This is a genomic window from Conexibacter woesei DSM 14684, from assembly GCF_000025265.1.
Classification (GTDB): domain Bacteria; phylum Actinomycetota; class Thermoleophilia; order Solirubrobacterales; family Solirubrobacteraceae; genus Conexibacter; species Conexibacter woesei.
In genome coordinates this window covers 5,113,274-5,137,332 of record NC_013739.1, presented here as the reverse complement: position 1 = coordinate 5,137,332, position 24,059 = coordinate 5,113,274, and the positions used below count along the sequence as shown (strand labels likewise).

25 protein-coding genes are annotated in these 24,059 nt (G+C 73.1%); 10 read left to right on the top strand and 15 right to left on the bottom strand.

Going from position 1 to position 24,059, the window contains the following annotated elements; all coding sequences use genetic code 11:
- The first annotated feature begins 62 nt into the window (after positions 1-62).
- The 5 genes from CWOE_RS24180 to CWOE_RS24160 are packed head-to-tail and all read left to right on the top strand — an operon-like array spanning position 63 to position 7,156.
- Positions 63-848 (top strand): DeoR/GlpR family DNA-binding transcription regulator, encoded by a 786-nt coding sequence (locus CWOE_RS24180; protein ID WP_012936278.1) that lies wholly within the window; start codon positions 63-65, stop codon positions 846-848.
- Entirely contained in the window at positions 845-2,278 is a 1,434-nt protein-coding gene (locus CWOE_RS24175) for an L-fucose/L-arabinose isomerase family protein (RefSeq protein ID WP_012936277.1), read from the top strand. The genes CWOE_RS24180 and CWOE_RS24175 overlap by 4 nt, the downstream gene beginning before the upstream one ends.
- A gap of 3 nt (positions 2,279-2,281) precedes the next feature.
- Positions 2,282-3,868: a rhamnulokinase gene (locus tag CWOE_RS24170; RefSeq protein ID WP_012936276.1), complete on the top strand. Its 1,587-nt coding sequence runs from the start codon at positions 2,282-2,284 to the stop codon at positions 3,866-3,868.
- Positions 3,861-5,072, top strand: coding sequence for an L-rhamnose isomerase (locus tag CWOE_RS24165; RefSeq protein ID WP_012936275.1), 1,212 nt, complete (start codon positions 3,861-3,863; stop codon positions 5,070-5,072). Before CWOE_RS24170 ends, CWOE_RS24165 begins: the two co-directional genes overlap by 8 nt.
- Complete coding sequence (locus CWOE_RS24160) at positions 5,069-7,156, top strand: bifunctional rhamnulose-1-phosphate aldolase/short-chain dehydrogenase (protein WP_012936274.1); 2,088 nt, start codon at positions 5,069-5,071, stop codon at positions 7,154-7,156. The genes CWOE_RS24165 and CWOE_RS24160 overlap by 4 nt, the downstream gene beginning before the upstream one ends.
- 39 nt (positions 7,157-7,195) lie before the next feature.
- Here the strand turns inward: CWOE_RS24160 and CWOE_RS24155 are convergent, their stop codons facing one another.
- A complete protein-coding gene (locus CWOE_RS24155) occupies positions 7,196-8,131 on the bottom strand; it encodes a hypothetical protein (protein ID WP_012936273.1) in 936 nt (311 codons plus the stop codon).
- A 122-nt stretch (positions 8,132-8,253) separates the two neighbouring features.
- Between CWOE_RS24155 and CWOE_RS24150 the strand changes: the two genes are divergently transcribed.
- Both CWOE_RS24150 and CWOE_RS24145 read left to right on the top strand, forming a co-directional pair.
- Positions 8,254-8,853, top strand: coding sequence for a hypothetical protein (locus CWOE_RS24150; protein ID WP_012936272.1), 600 nt, complete (start codon positions 8,254-8,256; stop codon positions 8,851-8,853).
- Positions 8,834-9,859, top strand: coding sequence for a hypothetical protein (locus tag CWOE_RS24145; RefSeq protein WP_012936271.1), 1,026 nt, complete (start codon positions 8,834-8,836; stop codon positions 9,857-9,859). The genes CWOE_RS24150 and CWOE_RS24145 overlap by 20 nt, the downstream gene beginning before the upstream one ends.
- Positions 9,860-9,880: 21 nt before the next feature.
- Here CWOE_RS24145 and CWOE_RS24140 read toward each other — a convergent pair whose 3' ends face one another.
- From CWOE_RS24140 to CWOE_RS24125, 4 genes are all read right to left on the bottom strand, one after another.
- On the bottom strand, positions 9,881-12,484 hold the full coding sequence (locus tag CWOE_RS24140; RefSeq protein ID WP_012936270.1) for an ABC transporter permease: 2,604 nt from the start codon (positions 12,482-12,484) through the stop codon (positions 9,881-9,883).
- Positions 12,485-12,493: 9 nt separating this feature from the next.
- On the bottom strand, positions 12,494-13,243 hold the full coding sequence (locus CWOE_RS24135) for an ABC transporter ATP-binding protein (RefSeq protein WP_012936269.1): 750 nt from the start codon (positions 13,241-13,243) through the stop codon (positions 12,494-12,496).
- Between the two features lie 105 nt (positions 13,244-13,348).
- Positions 13,349-14,446: a flippase-like domain-containing protein gene (locus tag CWOE_RS24130; protein WP_012936268.1), complete on the bottom strand. Its 1,098-nt coding sequence runs from the start codon at positions 14,444-14,446 to the stop codon at positions 13,349-13,351.
- Positions 14,447-14,595: 149 nt separating this feature from the next.
- Complete coding sequence (locus CWOE_RS24125; protein WP_012936267.1) at positions 14,596-14,910, bottom strand: hypothetical protein; 315 nt, start codon at positions 14,908-14,910, stop codon at positions 14,596-14,598.
- A 42-nt stretch (positions 14,911-14,952) separates the two neighbouring features.
- Here CWOE_RS24125 and CWOE_RS24120 point away from each other — a divergent pair, with 42 nt between their 5' ends.
- The gene (locus CWOE_RS24120; protein WP_012936266.1) at positions 14,953-15,321 is read left to right on the top strand and encodes a GatB/YqeY domain-containing protein; all 369 of its coding nucleotides are present in this window, start codon (positions 14,953-14,955) and stop codon (positions 15,319-15,321) included.
- Between the two features lie 23 nt (positions 15,322-15,344).
- Here CWOE_RS24120 and CWOE_RS24115 read toward each other — a convergent pair whose 3' ends face one another.
- Positions 15,345-15,770 carry a DUF1810 domain-containing protein gene (locus tag CWOE_RS24115; protein ID WP_041733499.1) on the bottom strand — a complete coding sequence of 142 codons (426 nt, stop codon included), beginning with the start codon at positions 15,768-15,770 and terminating at the stop codon, positions 15,345-15,347.
- A 221-nt stretch (positions 15,771-15,991) separates the two neighbouring features.
- Here CWOE_RS24115 and CWOE_RS24110 point away from each other — a divergent pair, with 221 nt between their 5' ends.
- Positions 15,992-16,705 carry a hypothetical protein gene (locus CWOE_RS24110; protein ID WP_012936264.1) on the top strand — a complete coding sequence of 238 codons (714 nt, stop codon included), beginning with the start codon at positions 15,992-15,994 and terminating at the stop codon, positions 16,703-16,705.
- Positions 16,706-16,712: 7 nt separating this feature from the next.
- Here the strand turns inward: CWOE_RS24110 and CWOE_RS33945 are convergent, their stop codons facing one another.
- The 7 genes from CWOE_RS33945 to CWOE_RS24080 are packed head-to-tail and all read right to left on the bottom strand — an operon-like array spanning position 16,713 to position 22,033.
- Positions 16,713-17,126 (bottom strand): CoA-binding protein, encoded by a 414-nt coding sequence (locus CWOE_RS33945; RefSeq protein ID WP_012936263.1) that lies wholly within the window; start codon positions 17,124-17,126, stop codon positions 16,713-16,715.
- Positions 17,123-17,572, bottom strand: a complete 450-nt coding sequence (locus tag CWOE_RS33940; protein WP_012936262.1) for a hypothetical protein — start codon at positions 17,570-17,572, stop codon at positions 17,123-17,125. The genes CWOE_RS33945 and CWOE_RS33940 overlap by 4 nt, the downstream gene beginning before the upstream one ends.
- Before the next feature lie 39 nt (positions 17,573-17,611).
- Entirely contained in the window at positions 17,612-17,749 is a 138-nt protein-coding gene (locus CWOE_RS33640) for a hypothetical protein (protein ID WP_012936261.1), read from the bottom strand.
- Positions 17,746-19,233, bottom strand: coding sequence for a glycosyltransferase (locus CWOE_RS24095; RefSeq protein WP_012936260.1), 1,488 nt, complete (start codon positions 19,231-19,233; stop codon positions 17,746-17,748). Before CWOE_RS24095 ends, CWOE_RS33640 begins: the two co-directional genes overlap by 4 nt.
- 16 nt (positions 19,234-19,249) lie before the next feature.
- The gene (locus CWOE_RS24090) at positions 19,250-19,981 is read right to left on the bottom strand and encodes a PHP domain-containing protein (RefSeq protein WP_012936259.1); all 732 of its coding nucleotides are present in this window, start codon (positions 19,979-19,981) and stop codon (positions 19,250-19,252) included.
- Entirely contained in the window at positions 19,978-20,991 is a 1,014-nt protein-coding gene (locus tag CWOE_RS24085; protein ID WP_012936258.1) for an ATP-grasp domain-containing protein, read from the bottom strand. The genes CWOE_RS24090 and CWOE_RS24085 overlap by 4 nt, the downstream gene beginning before the upstream one ends.
- Entirely contained in the window at positions 20,981-22,033 is a 1,053-nt protein-coding gene (locus CWOE_RS24080) for a PIG-L family deacetylase (protein ID WP_012936257.1), read from the bottom strand. Before CWOE_RS24080 ends, CWOE_RS24085 begins: the two co-directional genes overlap by 11 nt.
- A 70-nt stretch (positions 22,034-22,103) precedes the next feature.
- Here CWOE_RS24080 and CWOE_RS24075 point away from each other — a divergent pair, with 70 nt between their 5' ends.
- Positions 22,104-22,454 (top strand): Hpt domain-containing protein, encoded by a 351-nt coding sequence (locus CWOE_RS24075; protein ID WP_012936256.1) that lies wholly within the window; start codon positions 22,104-22,106, stop codon positions 22,452-22,454.
- On the opposite strand, the gene CWOE_RS24070 is transcribed toward CWOE_RS24075, so the two are convergent.
- Both CWOE_RS24070 and CWOE_RS24065 read right to left on the bottom strand, forming a co-directional pair.
- Positions 22,451-22,990 (bottom strand): DUF1697 domain-containing protein, encoded by a 540-nt coding sequence (locus CWOE_RS24070; RefSeq protein ID WP_012936255.1) that lies wholly within the window; start codon positions 22,988-22,990, stop codon positions 22,451-22,453. The genes CWOE_RS24075 and CWOE_RS24070 overlap by 4 nt on opposite strands.
- A complete protein-coding gene (locus CWOE_RS24065) occupies positions 22,987-23,841 on the bottom strand; it encodes an LLM class flavin-dependent oxidoreductase (protein WP_012936254.1) in 855 nt (284 codons plus the stop codon). Before CWOE_RS24065 ends, CWOE_RS24070 begins: the two co-directional genes overlap by 4 nt.
- Positions 23,842-24,059: the final 218 nt, after the last annotated feature.

Genomic DNA, 24,059 nt, shown 5'->3' with positions numbered 1-24,059 from the left:
TTGTCCATTTTGATAGGTAGATGGGATCAAACGAACAAACAAGCACAGCAGGACGGTCGGCGATGGCGGCAACCCGGCGCCGCTCGATCGTCGATCTGCTGGACCGCGACGGCTCCGTGACAGTCGCCGCCCTGGAAGAGGCGTTCGGCGTCTCCTCGATGACGGCGCGGCGCGACCTCTCCGAGCTGGAGCGCCAGGGGCTCGCCCGCCGCACTCACGGCGGCGCCGTGCTGCCGGGCGTCGCTGCGCACGAGGACTCCTTCCAGCACCGGCTCGGCGTCGACACCGACGCCAAGCACCGGCTCGGCGCTGCAGCCGCGGCGCTGGTCGCCCCGCACGAGACCGTCTACATCGACTCCTCCTCGACCTGCTGGCACGCTGCGCAGGCGATCGTCGCCTCGCGCGTCCCGGTCACGATCGTGACCAACTCCGTCCCGGTGATGGAGCTGGTCGGCGCCAGCGATCAGGCGAACGTCGAGCTGATCGGCATCGGCGGCTCGATGCGCAGACTGACGCGCTCGTTCGTCGGCCCGCACGCCGTGCGCACGGTGCAGGAGCACTTCGCCGACAAGGTCTTCCTCTCGATCAAGGGGCTCTCACGCGACGGCACGCTGACCGACGCCGATCCGCTCGAGGCCGAGGTCAAGCGCGCGATGATCGGACGCGCCGAGGAACCGGTCCTGCTGATCGACGGCAGCAAGCTGCACACGCGCGGTCTCGCCGCGATCACGGCGGTCGACCAGCTCGCCCACGTGCTGGTCGCGGACGCTTCGAATGAAGACGTCGCGGCGTTGAACGCGATGGGGATCGACGTACGGCGGGTCGCCCGCCACGGGAGCGAGACATGAACGAGAGAACCACTGCGAGCGTCGGGGTCTTCGGCATCGGCCTCGAGGCGTACTGGCCCCAGTTCGAGGGCTTGAAAGAGCGGTGCGAGGGCTACCAGGCGCGCGTTGAGGAGCGGGTGCGCGAGCTCGGCGCGGACGTCGTCAGCGCGGGCCTGGTCGACTCCGCCCAGGGCGGCCGCGCGGCCGGCGACCTGTTCGCGCAGCGGCAGGTCGACCTCGTGCTCTGCCACGCCGTCACGTACGCGACCTCGAGCGTCGTGATCCCCGCGTTGCAGGAGGCCGGCGTGCCGGTCGTGCTGCTCGGCCTGCAGCCGACCAGAACGCTCGACTACGCCGCGACAGACACGGCCGAGTGGCTGGCCAACTGCGCCGCGTGCTGCGTGCCGGAGATCGCGGGCGCCTGCGTCCGCTCGGGCATCCAGTACGACACCGTCGCGGGCACGATCGACGACGACCCGCGCGCGTGGGAGAAGATCGCCGCGTGGGTCCGCGCCGCCGGCGCCGCACGCGCGCTGCGACGCGCGCGGATCGGCTTCATGGGTCACGCCTACGCCGGCATGCTCGACATGTACACCGACTTCACGATGGTCCACGGCCAGCTCGGCGCGCACGTCGAGGTGCTGGAGATCGACGACCTCGGTGCGCGCGTGGCGGCCGCGACCGAGTCCGAGCGTGCCGCGAAGGAGGCCGAGATCCGCCAGATGTTCGCGTTCGCCGATCCGTCCTCGGACCCGATCGCCGCGCCCGTCGAGCAGGAGCAGCTCGACTGGTCCGCGCGCGTCGCCGTCGGTCTCGACAAGCTCGCCGCCGACTTCGAGCTGGACGCGCTGACGTACTACTACCGCGGCGTCGACGGCAACGAGGCCGAGCGGCTCGGCGCGGGCGTGATCGTCGGGAACTCCCTGCTGACCGCCCGCGGCATCCCCACCGCCGGAGAGGCCGACATCAAGACGAACGTCGCGCAGCTGCTGCTCGACCGGCTCGGCGCGGGCGGCTCCTACACCGAGTTCTACGCGCTCGACTTCGACGCCGACTTCATCCTGATGGGTCACGACGGACCCGGCCACCTCGCGATCGCGCAGGAGCAGCCGACGCTGCGCAACCTGAAGCTGTTCCACGGCAAGCGCGGCGCGGGGCTGAGCGTCGAGCAGAAGGTCCGCTACGGACCGATCACGATCGTCGGCTGCACGCAGACCGCGGACGGCAGGCTGAAGCTGCTCGCCGGCGAGGGCGAGTCGGTCGAGGGCGAGACGTTCCGGATCGGCAACACGAACTCGCGGCTCGTCTTCGGCTCCAAGCCCGCCGACTTCTTCGAGGCGTGGTGCGCCGAGGGCCCGACCCACCACGTCGCGCTCGGCGTCGGCCACGTCGCCGCCGAGGTCCGCAACGTCGCGAAGCTGCTCGGCCTGCCGTTCGCGGAGGTGCGCTGACCGATGGGGCGCTACGTCGCGGTCGACCTCGGCGCCGAGTCCGGTCGCGTCCAGCTCGGCACGCTCGCCGGCGGCCGCGTCGAGCTGGAGGAGGTCCACCGCTTCGTCAACGGCCCGCTGAAGCTCGACGACGGGCTGCACTGGGACGTGCGCGCGATCCACCGCGAGGTGCTGCACGGCATCGCCGCCGCGGCGCGTCGCGCCGACGGGCCGATCGACGGGATCGCCGTCGACGCGTGGGGCTGCGACTACGGTCTGCTCGACCGCGACGGCAAGCTGCTCGGCGACCCGTTCCACTACCGCGATCACCGCACCGACGGCGTGATGGAGCGGCTGCTGGAGGAGATCGGAGCCGACGAGGTCTACGCCGCGACCGGCATCCAGTTCATGCCGTTCAACACGCTCTTCCAGCTCGTCGCGGAGCGCGGCGGCGCGCGGCTGGAGGCGGCGAGCGCGCTCGCGACGATCCCGGACCTGCTCGGCTACTGGCTCAGCGGCCGGCTCGCGTGCGAGCGCACCGCCGCCTCGACGACGCAGCTGCTCGACGTCCGCACCGGCGAGTGGGCGCGCGAGCTGGCCGTGCGCGCCGGGATCGACGCGGCGATCCTGCCGCCGCTCGTCGACGCCGGCACCGTGCTCGCGCGGTTGCTTCCGGAGATCGCGCGCGACGCCGGGCTCGAACCCGTCCCCGACGTGATCGCCGTCGGCGGCCACGACACCGCCTCAGCGGTCGTCTCCGTGCCCGCGCGCGACAGCGACTTCGCCTTCCTCTCGTCGGGCACCTGGTCGCTGCTCGGGATGGAGCTGGACGCGCCGGTGACGAGCGCGGAGGCGCGCTCGTTCAACCTCACCAACGAGGGCGGCGTCGCCGGCACGATCCGGCTGCTGCGCAACGTGATGGGGCTCTGGCTCGTGCAGGAGTGCCGGCGCCAGTGGGCGCGCGAAGGCGCCGACCACGACTACGACGCGCTCCAGCGGATGGCGCAGGCGGCGCCGCTCGGCGGCCCGCTGGTCGACCCCGACGCGCCCGAGTTGCTGCACCCCGGCGACATGCCGGCGCGGATCGCGCAGCTGTGCGAGCGCGCCGGGCAGCCGGCGCCGCGCGACGCCGGCGCGACGATCCGCTGCGCACTCGAATCGCTCGCGTGCAAGTACCGGCTCGTGCTGGAGCGGATCGAGCGCGTCGCCGGTCGCCGCGCCGCGGTCGTCCACGTCGTCGGCGGGGGTGTGCGCAACGCGACGCTCTGTCAGCTCGCCGCGGACGTGCTCGACCGCCCTGTCCACGCCGGCCCGGTCGAGGCGACCGCGCTCGGCAACGTGATGACGCAGGCGCTCGCGCTCGGCCACGTCGACTCGCTGGAGCAGATCCGCGCGGTCGTCGCCGCGTCGTTCTCGCCCGCCGTCTACGAGCCGTCCGCCGACCGCGCCGCCTACGAGCAGCTGTACGCGCGCTTCCTGACGGTGACCCGCTTGGAGCCCGCCGCCGATGACCGCGAGTTCCCGGTTCATGACGCGATGCACGGGAGCTGTCGTGGAACTCGCAATGCGAAGCACTCGCACCGACCCAAGGAACCGACTCCTGATGGATGACACCACCCGCACCGACTACGAGCGGCTCGCCGAGCGCCTGACGGCGCGCGGCGCCGACGTCGCCGCGATCGAGCGGCGGTTGGCCGAGCACCGCGTCGAGACCCCGTCGTGGGGCTACGCGAACGCCGGCACGCGCTTCGGCTCCTACCCGCCGGAGGGGCTGCCGTCGACCCCGTTCGAGAAGCTCGACGACGCCGCCGAGGTCCACCGCCTGACGGGCAGCGCGCCGCTCGTCGCGGTCCACATCCCGTGGGACCAGCTCGACGACTACGCGCCGCTGAAGCAGCACGCGGCGGCGCTGGGGCTGGAGATCGGCACCGTCAACCCGAACCTGTTCGGCGACAAGCGCTACAAGCTCGGCTCGCTCGTGAACCCGGACGCGGCCGTCCGCCGGCTCGCGACCGACCACATGCTGGAGTGCATCGAGATCGCCTCCGTGCTCGGCTCGACGGGCGTCTCGCTGTGGCTGCCCGACGGCACCAACTACGCCGGCCAGGACGCGTTCGCGGTGCGGCGGCGCCGGCTGCACGACTGCCTCGCCGAGGTGTACGCGGCGCTGCCGGCGGGGATCGAGCTGCTGGTCGAGTACAAGCTCTACGAGCCGGCGTTCTACGCGACCGACCTGGCCGACTGGGGCAGCTCGCTGCTGACCTGCCAGAAGCTCGGGCCGCAGGCGAAGGTCCTGGTCGACCTCGGCCACCACGCGCAGGGCGTGAACATCGAGCAGATCGTCGCGACGCTCGCCGACGAGGATCGTCTCGGCGGCTTCCACTTCAACAACCGCAAGTACGGCGACGACGACCTGATCGTCGGCTCGGTCAACCCGTTCGAGCTGTTCCTGATCTACGCCGAGCTGGCGGCGCTGCCGCGGCTGCCGCGGCTGACGATCGACCAGGCGCACGTGATCGAGCACAAGATCGAGGGGATGGTGCTGTCGGTCGTCAACCTGCAGGAGGCCTTCGCGAAGGCGCTGCTCGTCGACCGGGCGGCGCTCGCCGAGCGTCAGGCCGCGGGGGACGTGCTCGGCGCGCACGAACTGCTGCTCGACGCGTTCGCGACCGACGTGCGGCCCCTGACGGCGAAGGTCCGTGAGGAGAAGGGCGCGGCGGCGGACCCCGTCGCCGCGTTTCGCGACGGCGACTGGTGGGAGCGGGTCGGCTCCCGTCGCGACGCCGGCGCTACGACGGGAGGACTTGGCGCATGAGCCACACGACTGACACCGCTGCCGCGCCCGTGGCGCCGCGCGCCGACTCCCTCTGGAATGCGGCGAAGGCGCCTGAGGGCGGGCTGGAGCAGCTCGTCTACCGCTCGAACCTGCTCGGCGCCAACCGCGCCGTCTCGAACTTCGGCGGCGGCAACACCTCGGCCAAGAGCGTCGAGACCGACCACACCGGCCGCGAGGTCGCGGTCCTGTGGGTCAAGGGCTCCGGCTCGGACCTGGCGACGATGGACGCCTCCGGGTTCACCGGCATCCGCCTCGACGAGGTGCGGCCGCTGATCGAGCGCGACGAGATGAGCGACGAGCAGATGGTCGCGTACCTGTCGCGCTCGCAGGTGGCGCCGGAGATGCCGCGCTCCTCGATCGAGACGCTGCTGCACGCGTTCGTCGACGCGCCGCAGGTCGACCACACGCACCCGGACGCGATCAACATGATCGCGGGCGCGGCGAACGGCGAGGCGCTGATCGCCGAGCTGTTCGGCGACGAGGCGGTGTGGGTGCCGTACATCCGCCCGGGCTTCACGCTCGCCAAGCAGGTCGGCCTGGCCGCGCGAGGGGAGGGCGTCCGCTTCGTGATCCTCGCCAAGCACGGCCTCGTGACGTGGGGGGAGACGGGCGCGGAGTCGTACGCGAACACGATCGAGGCGATCAACCGCGCGGCCGACTTCGTCACCGCGCGCGCGTCGCGCGGGCGCTTCGGCGGCGCGCTGCGGGCGCCGCTGTCGTCTGCTGGCCGGGAGGATCTGCTGGCCGCGCTGCTGCCGGCGATCCGCGGCGCGGTGTCGAGCGAGCGGGCGAAGATCCTGCAGGTCGACGCGTCGCCGTCGACGCTGGAGTTCGTCAGCTCGCGCGAGGCGGCGACGCTGTCACAGGTCGGGGCGGCGTGCCCGGACCACCTCGTGCACACGAAGCGGATCCCGCTGTGGGTGTCGTACGACCCGGCCGCCGACGACGTCGACGTGTTGGCCGCCCGCGTCGCCGCGGGGGCAGAGGCGTATCGGGAGGAGTACCGCGCGTACTTCGCCGAGAACGCCGCGTCCGGCGAGACGATCGGCGACCCCGATCCGCGCGTGGTGCTGATCGAGGGCGTCGGCATGATCTCGGTCGGCACCAACCTGAAGGGCGCGCGGCTCGCGCGCGACCTCTACCACCGCGCGATCGAGGTGATGGGCGGCGCCTCGGCGATCGACGCGTTCGTCTCGCTGACGGCGGCGGAGTCGTTCGCGGTCGAATACTGGCCGCTGGAGCTGTACAAGCTGTCGCTGGCGCCCGCGCCGCGCGAGCTGGCCGGCAAGGTCGCGTTCGTGACCGGCGCGGCGGGCGGGATCGGCAGCTCGATCCTGGACGCGCTCGCGGCCGAGGGCGCCGTCGTCGTGGCGGCCGACATCGACGCGGCCGGCGCGTCGCGGACGGCGGAGCCGTTCGGCGACGAGGGCTTGGGCGTGTCGATGGACGTCACGAGCGAGGCAGCGGTCGCGGCGGCGTACCGCGCGGTCGTGCTGCGCTACGGCGGCGTCGACGTGGTGGTCTCCAACGCCGGCATCGCGTCGAGCGCGCCGATCGAGGAGACGACCGTCGCCGAGTGGGACCGCAACCACGCGATCCTCACGCGCGGCTACTTCCTCGTCGCACGCGAGGCGTTCAAGCTCCTGCGGCGTCAGGCGACGGGCGGCAGCGTCGTCTTCGTCGCGTCGAAGAACGCGTTGGTCGCGGGCAAGAACGCGGCCGCCTACTCGTCGGCGAAGGCGGCCGAGCTGCACCTCGCCCGCTGCCTCGCCGAGGAGGGCGGCGCGGCGCGGATACGCGTCAACACGGTCAATCCCGACGCAGTTCTGCAGGGGTCGAGAATCTGGGGCTCCTCGTGGCGCGAGGAGCGCGCCGCGGCGTACGACATCGCTCCGGACGAGTTGGAGGACCACTACCGCGCCCGCACGACCCTGAAGGTCAACATCCTGCCCGAGGACATCGCTCAGGCGGTGCTCCACTTCGCCTCCCCCGTCCGCTCGGGCAAGTCGACCGGCAACGTGCTCAACGTCGACGGCGGCGTGCCGGCGGCGTACTCGCGGTAGGCAGTCTGGCGACCCCGTCGCGCGGGCGGGGTCGCTGCCTCAAGGGCGCACCGCGCGGCGGATCGTCCGCCACTCGACTCCCCCCTCGTACCCGCTCGCCGGATACCAGGAGATCACCACGAGCGTGCCGCGGAGGCGCAGCGCGCGGTGCTCGACGAGGCCCGCGTCGTCGGGTCCGCGGGTGCTGGCCTCCAGCCGCCAACGCCACCGTCTGGCGCTGCGCACGTCGACCTCGTGCAGCCAGCCGGGCTCGCCGTAGAACGAGCCGGGGTCGATCCACGACGCGCGGCCCCGCCACAGCGCCAGCGAGTCGCAGCGGATCCTGCAGCGGCCGACCGTTCTGCGCGTTCTTCCGCGCACGAGGACGACCGACGAGCGCTGTCGCACCAGCCGCGGCGCCGAGCGCTCTGCGGGCGTCGGTCTGCGCGCGGGCCGGAGTCTGAGGTCGGGCGCGTTGAGGTCGACCGGGACCTCGTCCAGCCAGTCGACGTCGCGTCGCTCGCCGGTGCGCCAGTTCAAGTAGTGCGTCGAGTCGCAGTGGTAGCAGCCGGCGTTGTAGAAGGTCTGAACCCAGTGGTCGCCCCAGTGGACGATCGAGCCCGGGATCGTCCCTTCGAAGACCTGCGCGCCGTCGCCGGTCCGCACGACCACGAGGCGGCCCTCCTCGTCAGCGCCGCGTGCCGCGCAGCCGAGCAGCGCGAAGCCCGGCCGCCGCGCGCGCTCGAAGGCGCATCCGGCCTCGATCGGCAGCGCGTGACGGGCGCCGGTCCGCGGATCGAGCACGACGGCGCCGCCGTCGGCCCGTCTCCACAGCAGGTCGCGGCCGTCGAAGTACGGTCTCCCAGGCGCTCTGCCGATCGTCACCAGGCGCGGCGCGCCCGCTCTCGCGAGCGCGTCGCCCGCGACGATCGCGGTCAGCGCGACCGCTGCAGCCAGGGCAGCGGCAGCGGTGCGGACCTTTCCGAACAAGCTCATCGTGGACGAAGACGGTTCTCGGCACTGCGAGTTGCGGTGGGATCAGTCGGGAGGCGTCGTGTCCGCCGTTCCCGGAAACTGGTTGGCAGGTCGGCGCGCGATGTCTAACATCTAATAGCACGATGTCTAACATCCTGACGATCACCTCGTCCGAGGGTACCGACGCCCTGCTCCACGCGCTCGGTGAGCAGTTGAGAGCGGCCGGCGCTGCCTTCGACATCCTCGTTGTCGGCGGCTCGGCGCTGCTGGCGCTCGGCCTGGTGTCGCGGGCAACCAAAGACGTCGATGTGCTGGCCGTGCGAACCGACGGCGCTCTCGTCTCGGCCGAGCCGCTTCCCGCGGCCCTGGTCGAGGCGTGTGGTCGCGTCGCGCGCGACTTCGGGCTGCCGCCAGACTGGCTGAACAGCGGTCCCGCCGGCCTGCTGGACTTCGGGCTGCCGGAGGGCTTCGTGGGTCGAGTCGAGGTGCGGGAGTACGGGCCGGCGCTGACGGTGCGGTTCGCATCGCGCGTCGACCAGATCCACTTCAAGCTGTACGCGGCGGTCGACGCGAGCACGCCCGGCAAACATGCTGCGGATCTCCGAGCACTGACGCCGACCAGCGACGAGCTGGTCGCGGCGGCACGCTGGAGTCTCACGCACGACCCGTCGGACGGTTACCGCGAGATGCTGGAGCGCGCGCTCGTGTACTTCGGAGTCGAGGATGCCGATCTCAGCGTTTAGGAGATCGCTCGACGCGGCACTGCTCGACTTCGCCTGGGCGGAGTGGGCGCAGATGGGCGTCCTGGCTTCAGCGCCTCGTCGCAGTCCATGGGCAGAGGATCCTGAGGCGCTGATCATCTTCACCTTGGAAGTGGCGCGGGACGATCCTCGCCTGTTCGACGAGCTGTTGGACTGGCTGCTGAGCAACGAACCGCTGGTGAGCGTACGGCGGCTGCGGACGTTTGCTCGTGCGCCCGCGGACGCCCAGCTTCTCGCTGCGGCGTTGGGATGGGTGGACGTCCACCGACCCCGCGCCCGCTTGAGAGGCCGCCCTGCGGCACCGCCCGTCGGAGAGCCGGCCCGGCTGTTCCACGACGGCTTCCCGGTGCGAGAACCCGATCCTTCGTTCCTGTCTGCGGGGCTGCTCCGAGGGACGGTGCTGCCAAGCGGGAAGGCGCAGTCGCCTGACATGCGGGCGCCGATCAACCTCGCGTTCCGTCTGCGACAGCTGCTCGGAGTCGGGGCGCGGGCGGAGGCCGTGCGCTTGTTGCTCACGTCGGCGGCTCCGCGTGTCGGCGTCGCCGGCCTGGCGGCGAGCTCCGGCTACGCGCGGCGAAACGTGCTCGAGGCCGCCGGCTCGCTGGAGAACGCCGGCGTCATCGCGGTCTCGCGCATGCGTGGTGACCACCGATTCACGATCGACAAGAGCAGGTGGGCCGACTTCCTCGGGCTGGGCGCGAATGAGTTGCCAGAAGGGCGCGACTGGCCCCATCTCTTCGCTGCCCTGGTCGGTATCCGTCGTGGACTGGCTGTCATGGAGGCAGAGGATCTGTCGGATTACATGCTCGCCAGTCGTGCGCGTGATCTGCTCGCCGAAGTCACGGACTTCCTCATGCGAGCCGACGTGCCAGTCGTGGAGAACGCCGGCATCGAAGCAGCATGGTCAGACCTCGAGCAGGCGGCTGCGGCGGCGGTCGGTGCGCTCTCATCGGCCGGTGGGCGAGACCGCCGCGGTCGCTCCGGGTGAACGGGCGGCGTAGCCCCGCCCTCACTCACGCAGCCCCGCCAGCACCGTCAGGCGCGCACGACCGAGCAGGGCGGCGGGGAGGAGGGTGCCGAGCAGGCCGAGGGTCGCGCCGACGGCGAGGACGAGGGCGGCGCCGGCCCACGGGACGACGAGCGGGCCGCCGGTGGGGTCGTCGCCGACGAGTGCGAGCGAGGCGAGAGCGACGCCGGCGCCGGCGGCGAGGCCGACGAGCGTCGTCACGAGCGCTTCGAGCGTGAGCGCGCCTGCGACCTGGCGGCGGGTGGCGCCGCCGAGGCGAGCCAGCACCAGCTCCGAGCGGCGCTCGGCGGCGGCCATCGCCCCGGTGTTGAACGCCGCCATCGCGGCGACGAGCAGCATCAGCGCGGCGATCACCCACTGCGTACTGGCGACCTCCTGCTGCTGGGCGTCGACGCTGTCGAGGTAGTCGGCGCGGGACTTGACGGCGAGGGTCGGGACGGCGTCGTCGAGCGTACGCAGGCCGCGCGTGACCTGCGCGCCGTCGCCGGCGACGAAGACCGCGTCGTCGAGCGCGGCGGTCGCATGGGCGAGCGCCGTCGCGCGCGGCAGCACGACGTCGCCCAGACCGTTCGAACGGTCGTAGATCGCGACGACCCGCAGTCTCGCCGGCGTCGCGTCGGCCAGCCGCGCGTTCAGCACCTGACCGAGTCTGACGCCGCCGTCCTCGGCGACCGTGTCGCTGATCGCGATCCCGTCGCCGCGCACGTCGTCGAGCGAGCCGGCGCGGACGCCGAGGTCGAGCGCGTCGCGCGTCGCGGTCGGGTCGAGGCCGACCGCATCCCAGCTGTCGCCGTCGTGGGTCAGGTCGCGGTCGAGCAGGTAGACCTCGCTCGAGACGACGCCCGCAGCCGCCGCAACACCCGGCAGTCGCGCCGCCGCGGCAGCGACGGACGGCGGCAGCCCGTCGCCGTCGCGCGCGACCAGCATGTGGCCGGCCGTGACGCGCTCGGCGCTCTCCTGCTCCGCCGCGCTGCGCGCCGTCGCCAGCGAGACGACCTGCGCGCCCGCCAGCGCGACGATCAGCGCGATCGCGGCGCCCACCGCGCCGACGCGAAAACGGCCGGTCGCGAGCGCAGAGCCGGCGAGGAAGCCCGCGCCGCCGGCGCCGTGCAGGAGTCGGCCGGCGAGCGCCGCCGGCCACCCCAGCACGACCGGGGCGAGCAGCGCGATCGCGATCGCGAAGCAGAACGCCGCCAGCGACGCGTACGAGATCGCCGCGAACGACAGCGTGACGACGAGCGCGATCCCGCCGCCGAGCGCGATCAGCCCGAGCAGGATCCGCACGATCCCCATCCGTCGCTGCGGCTGCGCCGCGGCGACGAGCGCCTCGCCCGGCCGCACCGCCAGCGCGCGGCGAACTGCCAGCAGCGCGGCGAGCAGCGCGACGACCGATCCGGTCGCGACTGCGATCGCGTAGGGGATCCAATGCGGTGCGACGGCGAAGCCGTCCGGCGCGAGCCCGACCGACACGAGCGCGTCCGTGAACGTCCCCGACAGAGCCGCGGCGGCCAGGCAGCCGGCGACGCCCGCGAGCAGGCCGACGAGCGCCGTCTCCCACAGCAGCAGCCGGCGCACCTGCCCCGGCGTCGCGCCGATCGCGCGCAGCAGCGCGATCTCGCGCCGCCGCCGGCCGACGACGAACGCGATCGTGCCCGCGACGACGAAGACGGCGATCGCCGTCGTGATGCCGCCGCCGGAGCCCATCACGGCGACGAGCGTGACACGCTCGAACGCGCGCGGGTCGCCGGCGTCGGCGGTCGCCGCGTCGCGGTCGCCGAGTACCTGCGGCTCGCCGTGCACGCCGGGGACGGCGCCGATCGCGTCGCGCAGCCGAGCGTGCAGCGAAGCGCCGGCGCCGCCGTTGCCCGCGTCGCCCGCGCCGCCGCGGCCCGCGTCCGTGCTTGCGTCGCCCGCGTCCACGTCGGCGACGATCGCGATCGTGTTGAAACCGTCGCCGAGGCCCGACAGCCGCTGCGCGCGCCGCTCGGTCAGGAAGACCGCGGACTGCCGCTCCTGCTGTGCGGCCGACGCACGCGCGACGCCGCTGAGGCGCAGCGTCTCGGCGCCGCTCGGCGTCACCACGCGCACGCGCTCGCCGACGCCCAGCCCACCCGCACGCGCGAGATCGGCGTCGAGCACGACGTCGTGCGCAGCGGACGGCGGGCGACCGTCGACCAGCCGATACGGCGTCAATGCGGCGCTCGCCCAGCCATGGCCGTGCGCGGGCGCGTCGCCGCTCGTCGGCAGCGGCGAGCCATCGCGCCCGAGCACGGTCAGCGGGAAGGCAACGTCACCGACGGCGGCGCGTACGCCGGGCACGGCGGCGGCGCGGGCGACGGCCGACGCCGGCAGCAGCGCCGCGCGGCGCACCTCCACCGTTTCCGCGTCTTCGCCGTGGCCGAAGGTGACGTCAGGATCCGCTCGGACGACCGCGTCGGCCGCGGCGAACCGGCCAGCGCCCGGCGCGCCGAGCGCCGTCGCCATCAGCTGACCGGCCGCTGCGACGATCGTCACCGTGACGGCGAGCATCACGAACGCGCCGGCGAACGAGCCGGCGCGGGTGCGCAGCGTGCGCAGGCCGAGCATGAGCACGACTCAGGCCCCCAGCGCCGTCATGCGGTCGGCGACGGTCTCAGCGTGCGGCGCGCACAGCTCGTCGACGACACGTCCGTCGGCGAGGAAGACGACGCGGTCCGCGACCGCCGCCGCGACCGCGTCGTGCGTGACCATCACGAGCGTGCGGCCGCCGTCGTCGACCAGCCCGCGCAGCAGCGCGAGCGCGTCACGAGCGCTGCGCGTGTCGAGCGCGCCGGTCGGCTCGTCGGCGAAGACGACCTCAGGCTCGGCGACGAGCGCGCGGGCGATCGCGACGCGCTGCTGCTGACCGCCGGACAGCTGTGCCGGCAGGTGGCGGGTGCGGTCGCCGAGCCCGACGCGCTCGAGCGCCGCACGCGCGACGCGGCGGCGCGGGCGCTCGCCGGCGAGGCGCAGCGGCAGCAGCGTGTTCTGCTCGGCGGTCAGCGACGGCAGCAGGTTGAACGACTGGAAGACGAAGCCGACGCGGCGACGCCGCAGCTGCGCCAGACGGCGCTCGCCGAGGCCGGTCAGGTCGGTCGTCCCGATCCGAACGCTGCCCGCGTCGGGACGGTCGAGCCCGGCGGCGCACTGCAGCAGCGTCGTCTTGCCCGACCCCGACGGTCCCATGATCGCCGTGAACGTGCCGGGCGCGAACACGAGAGAGACGCCGTCGAGCGCCTGCACCGCGCTGTCGCCGCGGCCGTGGGTCTTGCTCACGCGGTCGAGCGCGACGGCGGAAACGCTGATCGGCGGGCTGAAGTTCGACATGCCCTCAGCCTTCCGTCTCGGCCGCCGCGCGGCCATGGGGGCTGCGGGCGGACCGCCGGGGGTTTGCCCCCGCACCGGCCGCTCGTGCCTGCGGCAGTGGGGTCGCTACGCGGCCCGCTGCGCCACGCCCACGCCGACCGCGGCGCGCTCGCGCACGACGCGTGGGCGGGCGGCGTGGCGTGTGACGGGCTTGGGGCCGGCGAGCGAGCGGCGCAGGGCGACGAAGCCGATCGCCCCGCCGATCAGCGGCAGCCAGAAGAGGATCACGCGGTAGACGAGGACGGCGGCGGCGGTCGCGGCGGCGGGTGCGCCGAAGACGACGAGCGTGCCGATCAGGCCGCCGTCGATCCCGCCGACGCCGCCGGGGATCGGCAGCAGGCCGCCGAGCTGGCCGACGAGGTACCCGAGCAGGATGATCGAGATGTCCACGTGCGCGCCGAAGGCGTTGAAGGCCGCCCACAGCACGGCGTTGTCGAAGACCCAGTAGCCGAGCGCGCCGACGATCACGAGCGGGTCGCGGGCGCGCAGTATCTCGATCGCCTCGCGCGTTCCCGTCACGATGCTGCTGCGCGCGGTGGCAGCGCCGCGGCGCACGCGGCCGGCGTCGGCCGGCGCGGGGGTCCCTTCGCCGAGCCGCGGCAGCAGCAGCACCGCCGCGATCGCGAGCACGGCGAGCGCAGCGGGGAAGGCGGTCAGCCACAACGACACGGGCGGCCCGAACAGGCCGATCGCCATCGCCGTGCCGAGCACGGCGACCGCGACGAAGTTGACCGAGCCCTTGATCAGGAAGAACGCGACGGAGCGCCGTGCGACGCGCTCGGGCTCGACGCCGTCCTGGATCAGCGCCCAGCCGCCGAGCGCCAGACCGGCGGCGCCGCTGGCCGGGACGATCGAACCCATCCCGAGCGCCGACCAGCCGATCCGGTTGGCGGTGCCCCACGAGCGGTCGTGGCAGAAGATCGGCCGGAACATCAGCACGTACGAGAGGCACGAGAGCAGCTGCAGACCGACCGCGATCGCGATCCAGCTGAGGCTCGCGTCCGCCAGCAGCCCGCGCACCTCGCCGAGTCCCGGCGCGAGCGCCGCGACGAGCACCAGCACACCGATCAGCGTTCCGACCTGCAGCGCGCCGGCGAGCAGCCGCCGCGTCTGGAACGCGCGGGGCGGGAGGCGTTCGGCAGTGGGTTCCTGGACGAGCTGCATCGGTCGGGCAAGCCTCGCGGACCGCCGGGGACCGTGAAAGCCCGTAAGCCCGTGTGTCGCGGTGGGGGTAGCCGCACTCCAGGAGCGGGGGTTGTCAACGCTGGGCATGTCGGTAAGACGGCGCCCGCCGCCGAAACTGAGCGGTGGCGTCAGGCCGGGCGCACGAACTGCAGCGCTTCGCGGGCGAGCGGCAGCCACTCCGGCCGGCCGGAGTGGTCGACCGTGACCCACTCGCGCATCGTCCGTCTGCCGATCTGGAGCGGCTCGGCGGCGCCGGCATCGATCAGCTCGCGGCAGCGGTCGGCGGGGAGCTTCACGACCAGCCGGCCGCTGACGAGCATCGCGGCGATCTTGCCGTCGACCGTCACGCCGGGGTTCGTGCCGAAGCCGGTCCCGCGCGCGGTGCCGGGCTCCCGCAGAAGCGCCTCCTCGACCTCCGCGAACGACTGCTCGGGTGTCGTCATGGTCACGAGCGTAACCCGGCGGTGCGCGACTATGCTCCGCGCATGAACGAGCCCGACGGTGTGCGAGCGCGACTGCGGGCCGCGCTGCCGGCCGCGCTGAAGGCGCGCGACGCGGGCGCCGTCGCGGCGATCCGCTCGACGCTCGCGGCGATCGACAACGCCGAGGCGGTCGACGCCAGAGCGCCGGTGGTCGAGCACGCGCGCATCGCCGGCACGGCCGGAGAGCTCGGCGCCGGCGAGGCGGCGCGCGCGACGCTCACCGAGCGGCAGCAGCGGGAGGTGGTCGAGCGGGAGGTGGCCGAGCGGCGCGCCGCGGCGGACGAGTACGACCGCCACGGGCACGACGAGCAGGCCGCACGGCTGCGGACCGAGGCCGACCTCGTCGCCTCGTTCCTCGTGCGGCCGGCGTAGCGGCCGCTTCGCCCGCCGCGCGCTCAGACCAGCCGCTCGGTCGCCGCGTCCGCGGCCCCGTCGAAGTACCGCTCCAGCACCTGGCCGAACAGCGGCTCGTCCGGCGCGGCGAGCGCGAACAGCGTCATCGAGGAGCGGAGCTTCGTCGCGTCGACGTCGCCGAGGATCTCCGCCGCGCTCAGCCCTTCCAGCCGCGTGAGCGCACGGGCGCAGTCGCGCAGCCGCGGCCCGAGGACCGGATGGCCGGCGTACGCGCGCGCCTCGTCGAGCGAGCCGATCGCGTAGGCCTGCGCCGTCGGGCTGCGTCCGAGGCCCGCGATCTGCGGGAAGACGAACCACATCCAGTGGCTCGTCTTGCGGCCTGCGCGCAGCTCCGCGAGCGCGCGCCCGTACGTGCCCGCCGCGTCCTGCGCGTCGACGAAGCGCTGCAGTCCGAACGGGTCGCCCATCGCGCCGCACATTCAACCACCGCGCTTCCGTGCTTTCCCTGATGCGGACGACGTGACGGTCGGGCACGGTCTGGCGGATGCGCCGTCATCGTCTGGTCCGAACACCGTCCCTCCTCGCCGCAGCGGCAGCCGCCGCGTTCGCCGCCACCGCGGTCTCCGTGCCCGCCGTGGCCGCGCCCGCACCGCCGAGACTTCCCAGACTCCCGCCGATAGGCCCGAGAATGCCGAAGCTGACGAACTACCCGGCGACGCTCGACGTCAGCGGCCAGATCCACGTCAAGGCCGAGGCCGACGACACCGGCGAGTGCACGCCCGGACAGGACGTGACGGTCGACTTCGACGCCGACGCCGAGCTGGGCCGTCCCAGACGCGTCTCGCTGACGATCTTCGACGGCGCGGTCGCGACGTCGTTCGCCAGAAAGGCCCGCGGCGCGGTCCACAAGGGGGCGCTGACCGGCTACCGCGAGACCAACTACTGCCGGCCGAGCGAGCCGGTCGAACTGGAGCAGCCGGCCTGCACCAGCCACCGCGGCACGCTCAGAGCGTGGCTGGCGAAGGGGCCGGACCTGCGCCGCACCGACGACGACCTCGCGCCGCTCTCGCACCCCGTCGCGCTCGCGTTGATGCGCGACGGCGGCGGCACCCAAGATCCTTCGTGCATGAGATACCTCAGCTCCGGCCTGACGCTCTGGAACGGGCTCTCGAACGTGCTCGACACGCTCGAGATCGACAAGCAGACGCTGACGATCCCGATCGGCGTCGGCAATGTCCGCTTCCAGTCGCTCAGACGCGGCGAGAGCATCCGCCGCGTCATAAGACTGAACGGCGCCTGCGACCACGTCTTCGCGGGCAGCCAGGTCGCGCTCGGGTCGCGCGACAGACGCGACTGCACCGTCACGGGCAGCTTCTTCGTCGCGCTGAAGCGGGTCGGGTAGCGGAGCGCTACAGCCCGAGCCGGCGCAGCTCGATTGCCGGGCAGCGGTCCATCACGACCGTCAGCCCGGCAGCGCGGCCGCGCTCCGCAGCCGCCGCGTCGATCACCTCGAGCTGGAGCCACGCGACCCTCGCGCCGATCGCGACTGCCTCGTCGACGTGGACGCCGGCGTCCTCGGAGCGGCGGAAGACGTCGACCACGTCGATCTCGACGGCATCGCGCGCGTCGGCGAGCGTCGGGTAGCAGGGCTCGCCGAGGATCTCCAGCGCGGCCGGGTTGATCGGGACGATCCGGTTGCCGCGCGACTGCAGCAGCGCGGCGATCCGATGGCTGTCGCGGTTGGCGCGCGGCGAGCAGCCGACGACCGCCCACGTGCGCGGGCTGGCGAGCAGCTCGCGGATCGTCTCGTCGGGCGGGTTCACGGTCTTCTCCCGCCCGGCGCCAGCCGGCGCACCTTCTGAACGCCGTCGCCGACCCCCTCGCCGACGCGCGTCGCGCCGCCGCGCGCCCGCGCGACCGCCTCGCCGAGCGCGCGTCGCGCTCTGCGCGACGGCAGGTCGTCCGGCCTCGTCAGGTCTCTGCGTGCGTGTGTGCGCAGCTTCGTCGCAAGGTCGCCGTCGACCGGCGGGTAGGCGGAGATCGGCTCGCCGTCCTTCCACACGATCACGTGCCTGCGGCCGTCGACGATGGCGGCGCTGAACATGCCGTCGACCTGGTCGGCCTCGCCGATCGCCGTCTGCCGGTGGCGGACCCGCTCCAACCACACCATGAACAGCGCGAGCGCTCTCGGCCCCGCGGTCGCGAGCAGCCACGAGCGGAAGCGCTTGTTGCGCAGCAGCCGCATCAGCCAGATCAACCACGGGCCCATGGCCCATGAAGCTACCCGTTCGCGCCGCGCGGCGGCCGCTCACACCAGCCACAGCCGCAGCGCGACGACGACCGCGATCAGGATCACGAGCCCGAGCTGGCGCCAGAACAGACGGCGCTCGGCGCGGTCCTGCTCGCGCGCCTCCAGCTCGGCGGCGTCGAGCGGCGGCTCGCTCACGTCAGCTCTCCGACGGCGCCGGTCTTCTCCGTCTTGTCCCACGTCATCGCGGCGCCGCGCGCCTCCTTCACGTACGCGGCGGCGGTGATCGCGCAGAGCAGCGGGCCATAGCCGACGACGTAGACGAGCGGCGCGACGACCCACCGCACGCGCCGGCCGAAGCGCGCGTCGAGCAGCTTCACCAGCCACGCCGCGAGCATCGACGCCGACAGCCACACGTAGGTGAACAGCAGCACGCCCGTCGCGAGGCCGTCGCCGGGGTCGACCCCGGCGTCGCGCAGCCAACCGGCGATCGTGTCGTCGAACAGCGGCGGGTAGAGCGCGTAGAGGATGATCAGCAGCGAGACGACGCCGGGGAACAGCAGCCCTTCGCGCCACGTCCTCCGCGCCGTCGCGGCGTCGATCGAGAAGCTCGACAGCGTCACGAACAGGTACGTCACGACGTTGAGGAACCACAGCGTGCGGAAGACCTCGATCGACTGCCCTCTGTCGATCGCCCACAGCGTCACGAGCGCGGCCGAGGAGGTCACCATGAAGACGGGCATCAGGAAGACCGAGAACCAGATCAGCGCGAAGCCGACGCCGCCGAGGCTGCCGCTACCGCGATGCAGCCAGACCCCGCGGAAGCGGCGCGTCACCTGTACGTTGCCGCGCCCCCAGCGCAGCCGCTGCTTCCACAGCCCGGTGACCGTGCGCGGCTCCTCCGCCCACACGATCGCGTACGGCTCGAACACGACGCGCCCGCCGGCGAGCTGGACGCCGAGCGTCGTGACGGTGTCCTCGGCCAGCGTCGCGGTGTCGATCTCGCCGCCGACGGCCTCCAGGCTCTCGCGCCGCAGCAGCTGCGCGCCGCCCGCCAGGCACGCCTGCGCCCCGAGCACGTTCTGCGCCCGCCGGGCGGCCGCCTGCGCGGTCACGTACTCGAACGCGACGAAGCGCGTCATCCAACTGCCGGGCCGGCTGCCCTCCTTGATGTAGCCCGTCACCGCGCCGACACCGGGATCTGCGAGGTGGCGGGTCATCCACCGCAGCGACGGTGGCGTGAAGATCACGTCGGCGTCGATCACGAGCACCGCCTCGTACCAGCCCTCCGCGCGGATCGTCCGCAGGCCGTGGTTGATCGTGTGCGCCTTGCCCTCGCCGCCGCGCTCGCGCCGCAGGTGGAAGATCCGGCCCGGGTGCTCTTCCGCCTTCGCCCGCACCAGCTCAGGCGTCGCATCCGTCGAGGCGTCGTCGACGACGTAGATCCGCAGGCGGTCGCCGGGGTACTCGAGCGCGAGCAGCCGGTCGAGCGTCCGCCCGATCACCGCCGCCTCGTTCCACGCCGGGATCACGAGCGCGACGCGCGGGTAGCAGGCCGCGCGCGGCGTCCGTACGCGGAACGTGTGCAGGCCCGCGAGCAGGAACTGGTAGCAGCCGGCGACGAGCGGGATCGCGCCGGCGAGCACGAGCGCGATCAGGATCGGGGAGGCGACGGCGTCCACGTCCGGCGCGCCTCCGCTACCGGGCGGGGGACGCGGCGAGCTGGCGCACGACGGCGAGCGCGTGGTCGTAGCGGCCGATCGTCTCGCGCGCGTGGCTGTCGGTGCTCATCAGCAGCGGTACGCCGCGCTGCAGGAACGGCCGCAACGTCGCCGCCGACGGCGTGCGGTAGCGCTCGTTGACCTCGATCCGGTTGCCGGTCGCGTGCGCCGCCTGCGCGAGCGAGTCGATCAGCTCCGGCGGCACGTCGGACTCGGCGACGCCGATCTTCGGCAGGATGCTGAAGATGTGGGCGATCACGATGCGGCCGGGATGGAGCGGCAGGCAGCGCTCGGTCGCCGCCATGATCCCGGCGATCACCTCCTGCGCCGCGTAGCGGCCCGTCTCGATCCCCTCGCGCACCTCGTCGGGGTGGTGGACGCCGTCGTCCATCGGGACCTGGTGGTCGGCGGCGTAGATCCAGTCGACGCCGTCGAGGCCGGACGCCGGCAGGTCGAGCGTGCCGCGCGTGTCGAGCAGCTTCGCCTCGATCCCGCAGTGCAGCGCCAGCGGCGTCTCGGCCCCGAGCCGCGCGACCGCCGCCGTGTACTCCGGCACCCAGTCGGTGTCGCGCCGCACGTGGTCGACGCAGGTCAGCTCGACGAGCCCGATCGACTCGGCCTCGGCGAGGTTCTCCTCGAGCGAGTTCGCGCCGTCGGAGAAGGTCGAGTGGACCTGCATGTCCTGCGTCGCCGACGCGGGGCCCGTCACGCCCGGCTCCCGACGTGCTTCGCCTGGCCGACGAGCGCTTCGATCTCGGCGAACGGGAAGAAGCGCTCGGTGAACGTGCGCACCATCGCCAGCTCCTCGAACGCGAGCGGGCCGGGCGGCGGCGGTGCGCCGAGCGCCTCGGCGACCGCCAGCGACGGCATGTCGATCCCGGCGGCGATCGTCAGCGGCATCGTCCCGGGGAAGCGCGGGTTGACCTCCAGCAGCGCCGGCATCCCGTCGACGGCGACCTTCGCCTGCACGTTGGCGACGGTGCTGAGGCCGATCAGCCGCGCGACGTCGGCGCCGAACGCCTCCAGCTCCGGGTCGTGGACGGTGCGGCCGGTGATCGCGATGCCCGAGTCGACCTTCAGCCGCTCGCGCGGCACGACCGCCAGCACCTCGCCGTCGCCGCGCGCGAGCACGTCGAGCGAGAACTCCGGGCCGGGCAGGTGCTCCTGCACCAGCAGCGTGCCGTCGCGCGGGAGCGCCTCCAGCTCCGCGCGCGTGCGCAGCAGCGCGATCCCGCGCGAGCCGCTGCCGCTGCGCGGCTTGACGATCGCGGGCAGCTCGGGCGCGCTCGCGTCGAACGCCTCGTCGACGAGCCAGCAGGCCGGCGTGCGGACGTGGCCGCGGCAGCGCGCGTCGAGCGCCCACTTGTCGAGGCAGACCGCGAGCGTCCGCTCGCTCGCGAGCACGAGCGCGACGCCGGTCGCCGCGAACCGCTCGCGCTCGATCGCGAGCGGCAGCAGCTCGCTGTCGACGGTCGGAACGACGACGTCGACCGCCTCGCGCTCGCACAGCTCGAACAGGTGGTCGGCGAACGCTGGGTCGTCGCCGCGCGGGAGGATCGCGCGCTGCGCCTCGGGGACGAGGTAGAGCCCGGCCGCGTACGGGTCGATGTCGCCGGCGTAGATCGTCAGGACGCCGCTCTCGATCGCCTGCATCACCGAGATCCCCGACGGGCCGCCGGCACCGGTGACGAGGACGCGTCCTGGCTGGTCAACGGGCATCGGCAACCTCTCGTTCGGGGGTGGCGGGCGGGCTGGAGGGGTCGGGCGCGTCGGCCTCGCGGACGACCTCCAGCGGCTCGACGTAGCGCGCCTGCGTGAAGCGGCTCCAGTAGCGCGCGGTCGAGCGCATCAGGTCCTCGTCGAGATAGGAGCGGACCGCGGTCTGCGACGCGAACGCGCGGATCACCTCCAGCTTGCGCTCGAGGTGGGGGTCGATCGAGACGAAACGGCTCGGCTTGAACTCGACCGTCGTGCTCGGCGCCTGATAGCAGTAGATGCGCGGGATCCCGCGCGCGGCGACGAGCGTCGCGTGGTGGACGTTGCGGTGGTCCTGGTGGACGTCGCGGGCGGTGTGCGTGTAGACGGTCGTGGGGCGGATCTCGTCGATCACGCGCTTGATCACGCCGATCGTCGTGCCGCCGTCGCTGACGCTCGTGTCCGACAGGTCGGTGTGGAACAGGCGCGCGCCGAGCAGCTCCGCGGCGTGTCTGGACTCGGCGGCGCGCACGCCGGCCTCGCCGCCCTGCTCGCCGCCGGTGAGCGTCAGCAGCGCGACGTCGTGGCCGGCGGCGGCGTGGCGCAGCAGGATTCCGCCGACGCCGATCTCGACGTCGTCGGGGTGCGCGCCGACGGCGAGCACGCGCTCGCGCCCCTGCGCCCGCCGCTCGCGCGTGACCTCGACCAGCTCGCGCACCTTCGCGACCAGGCGCGCCGGCTCGACGGGCTTGGTCAGGTAGTCGTCGGCGCCGGCGCGGATCGCCTCGACCGCCTGGTCGAAGCTGGCGTGGCCGGACAGGATCAGCGTCGCGACGTCCGGCTGCGCGGCCTTCGTACGGCGCACCATCTCGTGGCCGTTGACGCCGGGCAGGTCGATGTCGGACAGCAGCAGGTCCCATGGCCTGCTCGGCAGCAGCGCGATCGCCTCCTCGGCGGTCGGCGACCAGCGGACCTCGCCGAGCGGGGCGAGCAGCTCCAACACGACGGCCGCGAGCACGTCGTCGTCCTCCACGAACAGGATCAGCGCCTCAGGTTCCCCGGCCATCGCATCTCACCTTGCCGTCTCGCGGAGATCTCACACCCGTCTGCGCGAATGCGTGGCATCATCGGCAGGAATGCGCAGCGAACCACTCGACGCCGACGTGCTCGGCGCGCTCAGAGCAGAGCTTGCCGATCCCGACGCGCTCGTCCGCCTCGTGCGGCTGTACCTCGACAGACTTGGCGACCGCTGCGAGGAGGTCGTCAACGCCGCCGACGCCGAGGATCTCGCCGCCGCCGCCCACTCGCTGGCGTCCGCCAGCGCGACCTTCGGCGCGCCTGAGGTCGCGCGGATCGCGGCGGAGCTGGAGCAGCTCGGGCGCGACGGGGAGGACGCGCCAGCGCCGCTGCTGGACGAGCTGCTGACCGAGGGCGAGCGTGCGCGTGTCGCGCTGGAGGAGCTGGTCGCGGCGGAGGAAGCGGCCTAACCCGCCAGCTCCAGCAGCGTCGCGACCGTTCTCCAGTTGCGCGCGGTCGCGGTGACGCCGTCGCCGAGCCGGCGCTCGGTCAGCGTCGCCGCCAGCTTGGAGCGCCCGATGCCGTCGGGCAGCCAGAGGTACAGCTCGCGCTCGTGCAGCTCGAAGCGCTCGGGCTCGAACGCCGCGCGGTCGACGTCGTCGAGGCGGCTGGGCGCGACCTGCTCGGAGAGGAAGACGACGTGCAGCGTCTTCGGCTCGGAGACCGCGTCGGGGAACGGGTTCGCCGCGACGACCGCCGCCCACTCCTCGCGGGTGCGCATGGTGATTCTCGAGCCGAAGCCGAACTCGTCCTCGATCGCGCGCTCGATCCGCTGCGCGACGGTCCGCGCGTCCGTCTCGGGCGCGTCGAAGACGGCGTTGCCGCTCTGCACGTAGGTTCTGACGTCGTCGTAGCCGAGGCCGCTCAGCAGCTCGCGCAGCCGCGCCATCGGCACCTTCTTGCTGCCGCCGACGTTGATCCCTCTCAGCAGCGCGATCCACCTCATGCCGGCGGTCCTCTCGCGATCCGCGCGCGCATCTCGTCCAGCGGCCCGCGGAACCAGCCGAGCTTCTCGATCCACCACGTCAGGCCGGCCTCGGCGTACGGCGCGACGAGCGCCGGATCAGGACCGCCGGAGACACCCTCGACCACGACGTCGAACGGCGCCGCCGCGTCGATCCCGGCCGCCGCACGCTCGGCGCGCGTGAACGCGACGACCTCGGCGAGCTGGGCGGTGGTCGGCGTCGCGTCGCGCGGCAGGTCGGCGAACGTCGGGAAGACGCCGTCCCAGCGGGCGGCGCGGCGGAACGGCCGCTTCGCAGGCCAGCGCCCGGCGATCCAGACCGGCGGTCGTGGCCGCTGGACAGGGCGGGGGAGGAACGGACCGGCTCTGACGTCGAGGTGGACGCCGTGGAACTCGTACGGCTCGCCGCGCCAGAGACCGTCGACGATCTCCAGCCCCTCGTCGAGCTTCTGCGCACGCACGCGCGGGTCGGGGTCCTCGCCGAACCAGGCGTACTCCTCGTCGCCCTGGGAGCCGAGGCCGGCGCCGACGACGAGCCGCCCGCTGGAGAGCACGTCGAGCGTCGCCAGCTCGCGCGCGAGCTTCGTCGGCCGCCGCCGTGCGAAGGCGCTGACGAGCACGCCGACGCGGATCCGCTCGGTCCGCGCGGCGATCGCCGCGACGGTCATGTAGGGATCGGCGAGCGGCCAGCCGGCCTCGCGGTAGGCGACGTGATCCCACACGAACGCGCCGTCCCAGCCGGCCGCCTCCGCCTCGCGCCCCAGCTCCACCAGCAGCTCCGGGTCGCCGTACTCGCCGATGTTCGGCAGGCCGACTGCGCAGTTCACGGGCATGGACGGAGGCTAGCGCCCTGCGCCCGAGGCGATGGTGCACGGCGCGCGGCGAACATCGCGTCGCCACGCGCCTTGCAAGTCAGCTATGGAAGCAGCCAATACTGAAATGGAACGGGTTGGAACGTGAACTGGAACGATCCTGAAAAACTGAGTCTGCCGCAGCCCGGTGTGGGATCGACGAACTCGTTGGTCCCGATCGTAGCCGTTGCGCTTGCTGT

Bases quoted from the DNA above. Each gene is read 5' to 3' on its own strand.
- CWOE_RS24160 (WP_012936274.1), top strand. From the start codon at position 5,069: ATGAGCCACACGACTGACACCGCTGCCGCGCCCGTGGCGCCGCGCGCC.
- CWOE_RS24145 (WP_012936271.1), top strand. From the start codon at position 8,834: ATGCCGATCTCAGCGTTTAGGAGATCGCTCGACGCGGCACTGCTCGAC.
- CWOE_RS24135 (WP_012936269.1), bottom strand. From the start codon at position 13,243: ATGTCGAACTTCAGCCCGCCGATCAGCGTTTCCGCCGTCGCGCTCGAC.
- CWOE_RS24155 (WP_012936273.1), bottom strand. From the start codon at position 8,131: ATGAGCTTGTTCGGAAAGGTCCGCACCGCTGCCGCTGCCCTGGCTGCA.
- CWOE_RS24165 (WP_012936275.1), top strand. From the start codon at position 3,861: ATGGATGACACCACCCGCACCGACTACGAGCGGCTCGCCGAGCGCCTG.
- CWOE_RS24140 (WP_012936270.1), bottom strand. From the start codon at position 12,484: ATGCTCGGCCTGCGCACGCTGCGCACCCGCGCCGGCTCGTTCGCCGGC.
- CWOE_RS24085 (WP_012936258.1), bottom strand. From the start codon at position 20,991: ATGCCCGTTGACCAGCCAGGACGCGTCCTCGTCACCGGTGCCGGCGGC.
- CWOE_RS24065 (WP_012936254.1), bottom strand. From the start codon at position 23,841: ATGCCCGTGAACTGCGCAGTCGGCCTGCCGAACATCGGCGAGTACGGC.
- CWOE_RS24115 (WP_041733499.1), bottom strand. From the start codon at position 15,770: ATGGGCGACCCGTTCGGACTGCAGCGCTTCGTCGACGCGCAGGACGCG.
- CWOE_RS24175 (WP_012936277.1), top strand. From the start codon at position 845: ATGAACGAGAGAACCACTGCGAGCGTCGGGGTCTTCGGCATCGGCCTC.
- CWOE_RS24075 (WP_012936256.1), top strand. From the start codon at position 22,104: ATGCGCAGCGAACCACTCGACGCCGACGTGCTCGGCGCGCTCAGAGCA.
- CWOE_RS24125 (WP_012936267.1), bottom strand. From the start codon at position 14,910: ATGACGACACCCGAGCAGTCGTTCGCGGAGGTCGAGGAGGCGCTTCTG.
- CWOE_RS24150 (WP_012936272.1), top strand. From the start codon at position 8,254: ATGTCTAACATCCTGACGATCACCTCGTCCGAGGGTACCGACGCCCTG.
- CWOE_RS24180 (WP_012936278.1), top strand. From the start codon at position 63: ATGGCGGCAACCCGGCGCCGCTCGATCGTCGATCTGCTGGACCGCGAC.
- CWOE_RS24070 (WP_012936255.1), bottom strand. From the start codon at position 22,990: ATGAGGTGGATCGCGCTGCTGAGAGGGATCAACGTCGGCGGCAGCAAG.
- CWOE_RS24130 (WP_012936268.1), bottom strand. From the start codon at position 14,446: ATGCAGCTCGTCCAGGAACCCACTGCCGAACGCCTCCCGCCCCGCGCG.
- CWOE_RS24120 (WP_012936266.1), top strand. From the start codon at position 14,953: ATGAACGAGCCCGACGGTGTGCGAGCGCGACTGCGGGCCGCGCTGCCG.
- CWOE_RS24110 (WP_012936264.1), top strand. From the start codon at position 15,992: ATGCCGAAGCTGACGAACTACCCGGCGACGCTCGACGTCAGCGGCCAG.
- CWOE_RS24080 (WP_012936257.1), bottom strand. From the start codon at position 22,033: ATGGCCGGGGAACCTGAGGCGCTGATCCTGTTCGTGGAGGACGACGAC.
- CWOE_RS24170 (WP_012936276.1), top strand. From the start codon at position 2,282: ATGGGGCGCTACGTCGCGGTCGACCTCGGCGCCGAGTCCGGTCGCGTC.
- CWOE_RS33940 (WP_012936262.1), bottom strand. From the start codon at position 17,572: ATGGGCCCGTGGTTGATCTGGCTGATGCGGCTGCTGCGCAACAAGCGC.